The 14,067-nt window shown below is 39.7% G+C and carries 6 protein-coding genes; 5 read left to right on the plus strand and 1 reads right to left on the minus strand.

Features of this window, described 5'->3' with window-relative positions:
* The first annotated feature begins 116 nt into the window (after positions 1–116).
* From ACT29I_RS03915 to ACT29I_RS03935, 5 genes are all read left to right on the plus strand, one after another.
* Positions 117–5,813 (plus strand): Ig-like domain-containing protein, encoded by a 5,697-nt coding sequence (locus ACT29I_RS03915; protein ID WP_430931477.1) that lies wholly within the window; start codon positions 117–119, stop codon positions 5,811–5,813.
* 33 nt (positions 5,814–5,846) lie between these two features.
* Positions 5,847–6,038: a hypothetical protein gene (locus tag ACT29I_RS03920; RefSeq protein ID WP_430931478.1), complete on the plus strand. Its 192-nt coding sequence runs from the start codon at positions 5,847–5,849 to the stop codon at positions 6,036–6,038.
* Positions 6,039–6,201: 163 nt separating this feature from the next.
* Entirely contained in the window at positions 6,202–7,611 is a 1,410-nt protein-coding gene (rlmD, locus tag ACT29I_RS03925) for a 23S rRNA (uracil(1939)-C(5))-methyltransferase RlmD (protein WP_430931479.1), read from the plus strand.
* An 11-nt stretch (positions 7,612–7,622) separates the two neighbouring features.
* Positions 7,623–8,744 (plus strand): DEAD/DEAH box helicase, encoded by a 1,122-nt coding sequence (locus tag ACT29I_RS03930; protein ID WP_444792725.1) that lies wholly within the window; start codon positions 7,623–7,625, stop codon positions 8,742–8,744.
* A gap of 497 nt (positions 8,745–9,241) precedes the next feature.
* Positions 9,242–9,577: a C-GCAxxG-C-C family (seleno)protein gene (locus tag ACT29I_RS03935; RefSeq protein ID WP_430931481.1), complete on the plus strand. Its 336-nt coding sequence runs from the start codon at positions 9,242–9,244 to the stop codon at positions 9,575–9,577.
* A 337-nt stretch (positions 9,578–9,914) separates the two neighbouring features.
* Here the strand turns inward: ACT29I_RS03935 and ACT29I_RS03940 are convergent, their stop codons facing one another.
* Positions 9,915–13,979, minus strand: a complete 4,065-nt coding sequence (locus tag ACT29I_RS03940) for a hybrid sensor histidine kinase/response regulator (protein ID WP_430931482.1) — start codon at positions 13,977–13,979, stop codon at positions 9,915–9,917.
* Positions 13,980–14,067: the final 88 nt, after the last annotated feature.

Raw genomic sequence — 14,067 nt, forward strand, 5'->3', positions numbered from 1 at the left:
GTATTTTTAAGCTTGCTAAGTTTTGGCACACACATTTATCTATATATCTCAACTGATTATTAAACCAACAACCTCCACTTATTATCTAATAATAGTGGTCTTAAAATATTAGTAATATGAAAAAGCTTCTTTCATTATTTTTTATACTTTCCATTGGTCTTACGGCTTGGGGACAGAGTTATAATTCTGGATATCCAAGTGTTACTAACCTAGGAGAAACTACTTGCGACGTAAATACGGAAATTGATACAGATCTATATGAAACATCATTTATTATATTACCTGCTTCAGATCCAGTTCCAACTATTCAAAATGTTCTTGATTGGTCTTATGACGGAAATGGGGGAACTTTAACCAGTGGTACTTATGGGGATATACAACCATTAAACAGAGGAAATATAGTCTCTGTTGCAAATTCGTTGTATACACTTAGTGTTACTAACTTAACTGCTTCAACTGATTATGTTGCATATTTTGTTTCAAGTACAGATTGGACTGTCGGAACAGCTATTGAAACTAGCTCCCCAACATCAGTAGCTTTCACAACAAACTCTGCAGCCCCACAATGGACTACTGTTGCTTACAATAATGGTTTAACCAAGACAGACTTAACCGTTTCCGGTACGGTTGATAACGCAGGAACTTTTTATACGGTGGTTACTTCCAGTTCCACAACGCCAAGCGAAGCGCAAATTGTTACCGGCACCGACCACAATGACGCTTCCGTACCCAATGACAACGGTGCTGTTTTAGCCGATACTGAATTCACGGGAACAGTTGATATTTCATCACTTTCCTCGGAAACAACATACTATGCTTACACGGTAGTGTACGACGGATCAAATTATTCAACCATTGAATCCTTCTCTTTTGACACTCAAGACACTCAGGCTCCGTCGTATAATACGGCTCCAAATATTGATAATATTGCAGGTACAGGTGCAACCATTAATTTACAAACTGACGAGGCCGGTACTTTTTACTGGGTAGTTGTACTCAGCACTGATGCCGCTCCAAGTATCGAAGAAGTTAAAAACGGACAAATTTCAGGTGGAGGTTCTGCCACGTTTTCCGGTAATGCTGCAACGATAGCCTCCACAGATGTATCCGATAACATTACAGGCCTTACTTATGGAACCAATTACAGTGCTTATATTGTTACTACAGATGACAATACCAATGACATCGAGACCGTAAGCGCAACACAAGTTGATTTTACCTCGCAGGCAGCTCCGCCAACAATTAGTTTATATTCACCTGTTGATGACGCTACAGATGTTGCCATCAACACCTCACTTATATTAACTTTTAATGAAGATATCAATATTGGTACTTCAGGATATTTTACGATTCAAGAAGTAAGTGGCGGAACAACGCTTTACGCCTATAATGCAGGTAATGTTTCAGTTGGAACCAACACGCTTACGGTTACACATACCTTCAACAATGAAAAAGACTATTACATTGAGATTGATGCGGGATTTGTGACTTCAGCCTCTTCGGGTGTATCGTTCGAAGGCATCAGCTCCAGTACCGAATGGAACTTCACGACTATTGCAGCCGCTCCGCAATGGACAACTGTTGCCTACAATAATGGTTTAACAAAAACAGATTTAACGGTGTCCGGAACGGTTGACAAGGCTTCCACTATATATACGGTGGTAACTTCAAGTGCCACGGTGCCAACGGAAGCGCAAATTATTGCAGGAACCGATGATAATGATGCTACTGTGCCATCGGGATCGGGAGCAGCCACTGCCGATACCGAATTTTCAATAAATGTTGATATTACCTCACTATCCTCCGAAACACTCTACTATGTGCATTCAGTTGTAGATGACGGGTCGAGCTATTCCAGCATTGAATCTTTCTCTTTTACAACACAAGATACGCAAGCTCCATCATACAGCAGTGGATATCCCGACTATTTTATCCTTGACGAAACTACGGTTGTTTTAGATGTAGAAACCGATGAAGACGGTGAGTTTTATTATGTGGTCCTAACTTCAGGAGAAACAGCTCCTTCAGCAACCCAGGTAATGAACGGTACAGATGCCAATGATGTGGCAGCAACTTTTGCAGGAGGAGGGTCGTTTGAAGGTATGCTATTTGCCGATTCTCCTTCTTCCGTGTTCGTTACTGGATTAAGCGAAAACACCAGTTACACTGCATACTTTGTTTCAATGGATGACAACTCCAATCAAATAGAAACAACAACCTCTACTGCTTTAACATTTACCACACCTGCTTCCGCTCCTGAAGTATCATCGTATTTACCTGCACAAAATGCTACGGATGTTGCGATTGATCAAAGCTTGGAGATAACGTTAGACGAAGACATACAGTTTGTCACGGGTTCAACAAGCAGGGTTTATATCCTACGCACAAGTGATGATTCGGAATTTATTTCATATGGTATATCCAGTGTGCAGCTATCCATTACAGACGGCACACTGTCTATTGCCCACCTAACAGATTTTGAAGAAAACACCTCGTATTACGTTTTGATAGACGACGGTTTTATTGAATCCTCTGCTACAGGGGCCGACTTTTATGGTATCACCGTTACTACAGAATGGGCATTTACCACCGAAACACTTCCGGCGCAATGGGCCGGGGGATACCCTAACCTGCAAAACCTGACAAAAACCGGTTTAGATATGGTTGGCCAGGTGGATGAGGCCGGAACGTATTATGTGGTGATAACCACAAGCAGCACAGCTCCAACCGATGCACAGGTGGCAGCCGGATTGGATCATACAGGCGCTGCAGCTTTGATAACCTCAACAGGTGCTGTTACGGCAGATACTGAATTTACATCGAACCTTGATATATCAAATTTGGATACCCAAACCGACTATTGGGTTCATGTTGTGGTTGAAGATGCCAATACTAATTTTTCAACAGTTCAGTCGTTAGCATTTACATCTCTTGAAACTTCCTGGGAAGATACCTACCCCAACATCCAAAACCAGAGTAAAACAAGCATGGATGTATACGGACAAGTGGACGGTAGCGGTAATTATTATCTTGTAGTTACAGCGAGTAGTACTTCTCCAACGGAATCCCAAATCATGTCTGGCCTTGACGAATTGGGTGCCGCAGCACTTATCACAGCCAATGCGGCAGTCAGCGCAAATACCGAGTTTATATCTAACCTTGATCTTTCTGGTTTAACTTCAGAAACTGACTATTGGGTGTATATTATGGTAGAAGATGCCTTTGGCAATTACACTTCCATTTCACAGCTCGCTTTTACACAGTTCGATACTAGCGCACCGGTATATGCGGCTTCCAAACCAGAGATGACTAATATTACAGGTGTTACAGCAACCATAGAGGTTCAAACTAACGAGGATGGCAGAACCTACTGGGTAATACTTCCGGCTACCGATGCGGCTCCATCTATTGCACAGGTATTAAATGGAACCGATGCAAGCGACACATCGGTTAGTTCTTCCGGGAACAGGGGTATTACTGCGGATGAATTGCTACAGGTAGTTACCAATAGCTACACCTCCGAAACCGATTATATGGCTTATTTTGTAACCCGAGACAATAGCGAAAATTATATTGAGACAGTCAGCCCAACAGAGGTTTCGTTTACCACAGCCGATATTACTTCGCCTGTGGCTACATTTGATCCAACAGGTGGGTCTGTTGATGTTGCTTTAGATAAAACGATAACCATAACGTTTACAGAAGCGATTTACAATACATCGGCTGAGTTAATCACCAACAGCAATGTATCTTCCATTGTCAGTTTAAATGAAACCAGTTCAGGTGGCGCTGCAGTTGCCGCTGCGATAACATTTGACGAGATCAATTTTATTATTACCATTGACCCAACAAGCGATTTAAATGAATTGCAATTATATAACATTGGTTTATCCGACTTGCAGGATGGAAGCGACAATATATTAGTCACATCTAATACAACTTTCACCACCGAGGATATCACGCCTCCGGTAACCACATTTGTGGATCCACAAAATGAGGATACCAATAGGTCAATTGGTTCTCCTTTGGAAATTAGTTTTGATGAAGCAATAAGAAATCTGGATGGAACGGAAATTAGCAATACGGATCTTGAAACCATAATCACTTTCAGTCCGGCCGCCACTTTTACGGCAACTTTAAATACATCCGAAGACGGCATCCTTATTTATCCGGATCCATATTTAACCTCCGAAACAACCTACACGCTTACGGTTAACCAGGTAGAAGACGTCTCCGGCAATGAGCAGACCGCAAGCGCTTCCATAGATTTTACAACTGCTGTGTTTAACACCTGGAATGGAAATGCCGGCGATAATGATTTCTTAAACAGCAATAACTATGATGCGGGATATTCCAGTGGTGCCAGTGTGGTAGTTGAATCCGGTTCTTCTTTAATGCGAATCAGTTCTAACGCAAGTCTGCCTAATTTAATTATTGAACCATTAGGGAGTGTAACCATAGAGTCTGGCGTTACCGTTTCGCTAAGCGAGGAATTGACACTTAAGAGTGATGCCACAGGCACCGGATCGCTTATCATTGATGGAACCTTATCCGTATCAAGTTCGAACATTAACGTCGAGCAAAACATAACCGATCCGAACGAATACGAATTTGTAAGTTCTCCGGTACAAGGAGCTACCCCTAATAGTGTTGGAGCAGATGGATCTATTTATTCATGGGATAACACCACAGGAAGCTGGGTTGCCCATGATAGTGGATCAAGTTTTGGTTCGATGGATGGATATATCCTGAAAAGTTCGGATGATTTACTTTACAGCGGCGCGTTACACAGTGGCGCTTATTCGCTGGATGTAAACGGAACACCTAAGAACTCAGGCTTTACCCTTGCCGGCAACCCGTATACTGCAGCGTTGGATTGGGATTTACTTACCGCTAGTGACACTTCAAATATTGAAGATAAATTTTGGATATATGTGGATGGTGTATATGGTAGCTACAATGGTTCCGACGACTCACAAATTAACCTGGAAGGTGATGCCTCACTTATTCCTAGCGGACATGCATTCTGGGTTAAAGCCGTTTGGGAATCGGGTCAAACAGTTGCTGGATCTTTATCCGTGGACGAAACATTGCTCGACCACAACCATACATCATACCTGAAATCGTCAGCCAGTTCCTATACCATACCTAATATTAGATTGGAAGGCGTCCATAATGGCGTTAAATGCGAACAACTATTTACCTTTAATCCAAATGCTGCCGAATCGTTTGAAAGATATGATACGGAAAGATTCTTTGGATTTAATACAGATGCTATAGAAATGTTTACCCTGGTGGATGAGAAAAAACTGGCTATTAATTCGTTGCCTGAGCTTACCGACAACATGATTATACCATTAGCTTATAAAACTCAAAAAACCGGTGATTTTTCTATCAGACTAAAAGATGTTCAAAATATCAACAATGGTTTGCAGGTATTATTAACGGACCATCAGGAAGGCGTAACCATAGATTTAAATGCTGAAGATTCATATACATTTCATTCTGAAGCCATTACCGCAACAGATAGGTTCAGTCTGAAATTAGTGGGTAGCATCAGCACCGATATAGTTAAGGAATTATTAAAAAAACCAGTTTCTATTTATTCTAATAAGAAGATCGTTTTTATCGACGTTGAAAAGTTAAACAACGCGGAGTATTCCGTATATGATATGGACGGGAAAATGATCAAGGCCGGAAGACTAGACGAGTATTCCTTAAATCAGATTACTTTAGATAGGCCAAACGGTATATTTGTTGTCAAGGTGATTGGGGATGAATATGTAACCTCAAAAAAAGTAGTTATTAATTAGTGAAATTTAAATCTTTCATTTACTTTTGTACCGATGAGCACTAACAACAAAAAGAAATATTCCAAACCCGTTATCACCGCTCATGCCATAGACAATGAAATTTCTTTGGTAATGATGACATATACGGGTGAAGATCCACCGCCGGTTCCAAGTTCGGCAGCAAATAGTGCTGACCCAACTCCAACGCAGTTGAACAATTTTAACGATAATCCCTTTGGGGAATAAAATATAAAGACCGTCAAATGAATGACGGTCTTTTTTTTATCTTTGCAGCCAAATTGAACCGGTATGGCCGGAACAAAAAATCACAATCAATAGTAATATCATACTAAGCATTGCCTTGTAGGTCAGGCTTGGTAATTTAAACGCACGTATAAAGCTAGTTACCGTGGGAAGATCAAGAAAAAGAAAGCCGCTGTTTGAGCAAGTTGAGATAATAGATGTGGCTGCGGAAGGAAAAGCATTGGCCAGGATAGATGAAAAAGTATTATTTGTACAAAATGCCGTTCCCGGCGATATTGTAGACGTTCAAGTCAATAAAAAACGTAAAAGTTTTTACGAAGGGTATGTGACGCAATATCATAAACTATCCGATATCAGGGTTGAACCTTTCTGTGCTCACTTTGGTAAGTGCGGCGGTTGCAAGTGGCAAGCTCTACCCTACTCCGAACAGTTAAAATACAAGCAACGTGAAATTGAAAATAACCTGCAAAGAATCGGTAAAATCGACCTCCCGGAAGTGATGCCCATAATTGCTTCTAAAAAAGATCGGTATTACCGTAACAAACTGGAATATACCTTTTCAAACAAAAGGTGGGTGGAGGAACATGAAATGGATATTCCCCAGGACTCTGTTGAGCGATATGGTCTGGGCTTCCATATCCCCAGAATGTTTGACAAGGTGATCGACATTGAGAAGTGCTATTTGCAGGAAGAACCATCCAACAGTATCCGTCTGGCCATAAAGAAATATGCACTGGCGAATGGGTTGACATTTTTTGATATCCGCAACCACGAAGGCTTTTTAAGGACATTGATCATACGCACAACTTCAACAGGGGAAGTCATGGTTATTGTTGCGTTCTACCACGAGGATGTGGAAAAAAGAGAAGGACTTTTAAATCACCTGAAAGAGGAGTTTCCGCAAATCACCTCCTTGCTTTACGTGATTAACGAAAAAGCCAATGATACCATTGGCGACCAGGAAGTGCTTTGCTTTCACGGGCGCGAATATATTGAAGAAGAGATGGAAGGCCTCAAATTCAGAATCGGGCCAAAATCCTTTTATCAGACCAACTCTGAACAAGCCTACGAACTCTATAAAGTCACCCGTGATTTTGCCTCACTAACAGGAAATGAAGTGGTTTACGACCTATACACCGGAACCGGGACCATCGCCAACTTTGTGGCTTCAAATGCGCAAAAAGTAGTTGGGGTAGAATATGTTCCCGAAGCCATTGAAGATGCCGTCATCAACTCAAACAACAACAAAATAGACAATACCACCTTTTATGCCGGTGACATGAAGGATGTGCTGAACCCCATTTTCATGGAGGAAAACGGTGCCCCCGATGTCATTATCGTGGACCCCCCAAGGGCGGGCATGCACGAGGATGTGGTTAGGACCCTTCTTAAAACCAATGCCCCCAGAATTGTTTATGTAAGCTGCAATTCAGCCACACAGGCAAGAGACTTAAATATATTAGATGAAAAATATAAAGTATTAAAAATTCAACCGGTTGATATGTTCCCACACACGCACCATGTTGAAAATGTAGTACTTTTAGAACTTAAATAGAACGGAAATACATGGAAAACTTTGAACAACTAGGTGTAAAAAAACAATTTGTTACAGCCATTAACGAAATGAACATCGTTACACCTACCAACATACAAGCACAAGTCATCCCCTTGCTATTGCAAAGCCATACCGATTTGATTGCACAAGCACAAACAGGCACCGGAAAAACAGCAGCCTTTGGTCTGCCTTTATTGCACCGGGTGGATGCTAAGAAAAAAGAAGTGCAAGGCTTAATCCTATGCCCGACAAGGGAATTAGGACAACAGATTGCCAAACAACTGTTCAAGTTCACCAAGTATTCCGACAAGATATTTACGGAAGCTGTTTTTGGAGGTGCGCAAATTGAACCGCAAATCAGTGCCTTGCGTCGCCCAACACACATTGTTGTTGCCACGCCGGGCCGCCTGATTGATTTGGTAAAGCGTAAAGCGGTGGATCTTCGAAAAGTGCATACCGTTATTTTGGACGAGGCTGACGAGATGTTAAGCATGGGATTTAAAAAAGAGCTGGACGAAATACTATCCATGCTCCCTGCCGTTGAAAACAAATGGCTTTTTTCGGCCACCATGCCCGACGGTATCAAAAAAATCGTTAAACGACACCTCTCTAATAAGGCTGTAAAAATTGAGATTAACAAAAAGCGTCAGGTAAACAGGAATATCGACCATCAGTTTTTGGTTTGCGAGGAAAGTGAAAAACTGCATGTTCTGATTCAGATGCTAAACTCGGATCCGCATGCCAGGGGCGTTGTTTTCTGCAAAACAAAGGCAGCAGCCCAAACTTTGGCCAAACAACTTAAAGCCAAGAACATTGCCACAGATGCTATTCAGGGCGACCTGAAGCAAGTGGAGCGCGACAAAGTGATGCGGGCGTTTAAAAACGAATCTCTGCGCTTATTGATAGCCACAGATCTGGCCGCACGAGGAATTGACATTGCCGACCTCGCCTTCGTGGTTCATTATCAACTGCCCGATAAAGAGGAGTATTACACACACCGTAGCGGCAGAACCGCTCGTGCAGGCAACAGGGGTATTTCTTTGGCATTAATCACTTCTGCCGAGATTAAACAAATCAGATGGTTTGAGAAAACATTGGGTATCAGTTTTAAACAAATTAGAAGATCCAAGTAGAAGACGGAAAAGGGAGCGGAGATTCGGGATCAATAATGACTTATCTCACGTTCAAAAGGTTCTTCTCACCTCACATTTGATGGTTATCACCACCATCTTAGGGGTTATCGAATTGCCAGAGGTGTTATCACAGTGCAATAGGCCAGCTATCGCGGATCGGTGGGCTGTTATCGCACCGGAGTTACCTCTTGTCGCAACAGTGTTTCCTCTTGTCGCAGTGGAGCTACCTCTTGTCGCAGCAATGTTTCCTCTTATCGCAGCAGGTTACCCTTTGTCGCACCGTAGTTTCCTCTTTTTGCACCAGAGTTACCTCTTGTTGCAGCAGTGTTTCCTCTTATTGCAGCAGGATACCTCTTGTCGCAGTAATGTTACCTCTTGTCGCAGATGTTTTTCCTCTTATCGCAGCAGGTTATCTCTTGTCGAACCAGGGTTTCCTCTTTACACAGTAACAACAACCTGGGAAAGGGAAGCATAGTAAAAAATAAATTACAAAATTAATGAAAGTAGAACAGGCATTACGTCTCTACCACGGTAAAGAAGGATTTAACTGCGCCCAGGCTATTCTTAAAACTTTTCAGCAAGAATTTAGTGTGGACGAAAGTGCCATCGCAGAAGCCAAAAAACAAGGAAGAGGGAAGGCTGAAGGGGGCACCTGCGGGGCGCTTCATGCGGCACTTATTCTGGTTAAAGACCAAAACCTGCAAAACAAGCTAAAGGATACCTTTATCGCCAATGGCGGCAGTATATGCTGTAAAGATATTAGGATAGCACACGAACTCAGCTGCAAAGAATGTGTAAAACTAGCCGCAAAAACCATTCAGGAAATCTTGTGATTGACAAAATATCCACTTTACTTATTTTATTTATTTAATGAACCTTAAATTTTACCACTTTTCTTTTAAAAAAAGCAACTAAATATACCAACATCTAATATGGCTCATTTGTAATTACTATTATTCACTTTAAACCCGGATTATGCATTAGAACTTCGTGGTGAACATTGAAAGTCCAATAAAACAAGGCTTTACCGAAACGGGGCATAACTTGTCCCGATTACTTTCGGGAGCATCGTTATGGTGAGTTGAAGTGAAGCAGCGGAGTGTCTTGTTTTGAAACAATTTCAATGTGTAATAGATTTTCTAATGCATATTGTGGGTTAAATGGCTAACATTATTCTTTATCAATATTCTGTTGCCCCATATACTCCTTGGGAGAAATTCCATAGTACGACTTAAACGAAGTAGAAAAGTGCGAAAGACTTGAATACCCGAGAGAATAAGCCACCTCACTTACGTTTAATTTTTTATTGACCAAAATATAGGCAGCTTGCTTCATGCGCACATTTTTAATTAAATCACGAGCCGATTGATTGGTGATTTCCTTTAGTTTACGGTGCATATGCACACGACTAATACCAACACCATCTGCCAGCATTTCAACATTCAAATCATTATTAGAAATATTATCCCGAATAATGGTCATCACCTTTTGCATCAAAATTTCATCGTGCGACTGTACTTCAACAGGTTCAACCTGGTATTTTTCAGCTTTCTTTTCAGCTTTAGCCAATATCTTTTTTCGGTTTTCAATTAGATTGGCCACTGATTTTTTGAGGAAATTTGTATTAAAAGGTTTTACCAAATACATATCGGCACCTGTTTCAATACCTTCCGCTTTGTCCTCTTCCTTTGAAAGTGCTGTAAGAAGAATAATAGGGATATGATTGGTTTCAACATGGCTTTTTATTTTTTTGCAAAAAGTAATCCCGTCCATTTCCGGCATCATTATATCACTGATAATTAAATCCGGTTTCTCCTCAAAAACAATTGCGTGTGCCTGTTTTCCGTTTTCACATGCAATAACCTTATACCTGTCTGAAAGCTCCTCGGTCAGATATTCTCTAATTTCAACCTCATCCTCAACCACCATAATCTTATAGGATGTTTTAGGCTTAAGCTCTTTTTTACCCCATGAGCTTCGTTCGGTTACTATTCTATAGCTATGTTTATGCGAAGGCGCAGGAAGAAGATTTTCATCTACTACTAAATCTTCTTGCGGCAGATGTTGATTACCTAGGGGGATCTGAACATAAAAAGTACTTCCTACACCATTTTCCCCACCTTCCGCAAACAACTTTCCTTTATGTAACTCCACTAAAGAACGAGATAAATGAAGTCCAATTCCAGTACCGGTAATATGTCTGGTTTCGGGAGTATTGATCTGATAAAAACGATTAAATATCTTTTCTAAATCTACTTTCTTAATACCAACACCAGTATCCGAAACACTAACTTGAGCATAGGCAGGAGTGTTTGCAGTAGCAGGAACTTCAATAATCTCTATGTTTATCCTGCCTTTTTCTGGTGTAAACTTAAATGCATTAGATAGCAGGTTAACCACAACTTTCTCGAAATTTAAGGGATCCATCCATATTTTTATGGCTGGATTAACGCATTCAATATTAAATTGAATATCTTTTGAAGAAGCCAGATAATTGTATGATTGACTAATTTCATTGATAAAATCAAGCAGATTAGTTTCCTGGTATTTAACTAACATACGCCCTTTCTCAATTTTACGAACATCCATCAATTGATTGATTAACCTAAAAATACGATTAGTATTTTGCTGCATTATAGCATATAACCTTTTTGTTTCATTGTCCACTTTATTTTCAAGGAGTTTATCTAATGGATCAATAATTAAACTTAATGGTGTTCTTATTTCGTGGGAGATATTAATGAAGAATTGCATTTTCTTTTCATTCAGTTTCTCTACTTCTATTCGTTTAAACGTTTGCTTATATAGTTGAAATCCAATAAAAATAATAGCGAATGACAATAGTATCCAAAGTAACTTTGCTGCATTAGTTTTAAACCAGGGTGGATGGATAATAATGGTGAGCTTCCTGGGTTCAGAATATAGTTTTTTATCTACTCCTCTCACTAAAAACTGATAAGAACCATGTGATAAATTTGTATATGTGGCTATTCTATTGTACGAATTGCTGGTATTCCAGTCCGTATCAAAACCTTCCATCATATATTCGTAATTTATCCGGGATTGATTAGCTAACTCTAACGAAGTAAATGCAATAGAAAATACATTGTCTTTTTCTGCCAGATTAATGGTGTCAGCTACGACAATAGATTTTTTTAGGATAATATGATGGCCCGATTTTTCGCCAATACGAACAGCTTTATTGAAGCGCTGAAAATCAGTTAACATCACTTTGGGCGCTTGGGGTATATGTTTGTTATAATCTTTCCTAATCTCAGTGATGCCATTAATACCCCCAAAATACAAGTTGCTATTGTCCGATTTAAAAACGGAGTTTCTATAAAATTCATTGGATTGTAAACCATCGGAAGCATAATAATTTACAAAGTTGTTGTTGGTAGGGTCTAAACGACTTAAGCCATTATGTGTACTGATCCATAGTTGATAGTATTCGTCTTCTTCAATGGCACAGACAACATTTCCAGCCATTCCATTATCAATGGTAAAAGTAGTAAACGACATATCAGAGGTAGCTATTTTTACTAAACCTTTGTAGGTGCCCACCCATATATTGCCTTGATAATCACGCTTAACACAATAGACAACATTGCTAGGAAGGTAATTGCCTTCTTGTGTGAAAATAGAAAGACTATTGATTGATGGATTCACATATACCAACCCATCGTAAGTGCCAATCCAAAAGTTCTTATTTTCATCAATGTATATATCGTTAATCCATTGCGGAATTAAACTGTTCAACGAATCGTTAATGTCTAATCCTAAAGTAAACTGATTGCTGGAGGTGTTTAAGTTCACCAAACCTTTGCCTAAGGTACCAATCCAAAATTCCCCATCATCTCCCGATTCAATACATCCTACCTTATCGCTGGGTAAGCTTAAAGGGTTTTCCGGATCATTTTTAAATGAATTAACCTGACCATTACTTTTATTGTAACGCAACAGGCCATTGGAATAGGTGCCAATCCATAAATATTTATCGTTCGAATTATTTAAGCTAAAGATATTTGTACTAATTGGGTTTCCTCTTTTGTCTAATAAATCAATATGAGAAACCTGTTGGTTTCTTCTGTTTACCCTGTAAAGTCCATCTCCATCAGTACCTATCCAAAGTTCATTGTTATTGCCGTCTATTGCAGTTACACAGCTAGATCCGATACTATTTGAGCCAAAAGCTTTGTATCCGTAATGATTAAATAGCGTTTTTGTTTCTGGAAAAAGGAATAGTCCTTTCTGAAATATGCCGGCCCAGATGTTACCGCCATTATCTTCCATTACACAATGCACTTTACTTTTAGAAAAATCAAAGGTGGAGTTGGATGGAGAATATGCATGGAGTTCTTCTTTTTCAGGATCATAACGATATAATCCTAAACCATCGGTACCAACCCACAATCTTTTTTTAGAATCGAACATTAAATCCTTAACAGGAATCTGATATTTGTTATGAGTGGGCGAAAAGATTCGGGTTACCGCCCCTGTTTGTTTATTTAATTTACACAAGCCTTCTTTTAAGCTACCGATAAATAAGTTGCCTTGCTCATCTTCACAAATAGAGGTAATATCGTTGCCGGGAACGGAAATGTAGCTATGCTCTGAGTTCGAATATGTTTTAACTTCTCCTGTTGTTCTATTATAAGCGTTCAGACCATCATTATCGGAGCCTATCCACAATAATCCATCCTTATCTTCAAATAATTTCCGTATATGAAGACTACAGAACTGTTTGTTAAGTCGGGTTGAATATCTGGGGCGACCTAAATCTTTTGGTATTTGAACTAGTCCAAATCCTGACGTAGCTATCCATATGTCACCATTTTTAGTTTCTAGAATGGAAGTTACAAAAGGATGAATCTGTTGGTTTTCGATAAATATTTTAACTTCGATAAAAGTTTCTGAAGTATGATCGTATACCTGAAGACCGTTAACCAGACCTAACCAGATCTTACCTTTAGAGTCTTCTGTTATCGTAATTACATAGTTGGCTTTTAAATGGTGTTCGGCTTCTGTAAATGTTGAGAATTTTATACCATCAAACCGGTTTAAGCCATTTTCGGTGGCTACCCAAATAAACCCTAAATGATCCTGATAAACTTTATTGATTAAGCTATTTGAAAGACCTTCATTATAATCAAAAAAGTATTTGTTCTGACCACTCAAAAACTGAGCAATTAGAATAAATAAAAAGATTAGAAAGTGATTTCTTGGTTTTAGCATGATAAAGGCATTCTGTTAAAAATCTAAAATAGGAAAAATGAAACGTTTTGCATCTTTAAAAATATAAAACATTCAGTTTTAGGGGCAG

The sequence above is a fragment of the Saccharicrinis sp. GN24d3 genome, from assembly GCF_052400645.1.
GTDB lineage: Bacteria > Bacteroidota > Bacteroidia > Bacteroidales > Marinilabiliaceae > Saccharicrinis.

Excerpts from the sequence above, each read along its gene's own strand:
- ACT29I_RS03940 (WP_430931482.1), bottom strand. The coding sequence starts at position 13,979 with ATGCTAAAACCAAGAAATCACTTTCTAATCTTTTTATTTATTCTAATT.
- ACT29I_RS03935 (WP_430931481.1), top strand. The coding sequence starts at position 9,242 with ATGAAAGTAGAACAGGCATTACGTCTCTACCACGGTAAAGAAGGATTT.
- ACT29I_RS03930 (WP_444792725.1), top strand. The coding sequence starts at position 7,623 with ATGGAAAACTTTGAACAACTAGGTGTAAAAAAACAATTTGTTACAGCC.
- ACT29I_RS03915 (WP_430931477.1), top strand. The coding sequence starts at position 117 with ATGAAAAAGCTTCTTTCATTATTTTTTATACTTTCCATTGGTCTTACG.
- ACT29I_RS03920 (WP_430931478.1), top strand. The coding sequence starts at position 5,847 with ATGAGCACTAACAACAAAAAGAAATATTCCAAACCCGTTATCACCGCT.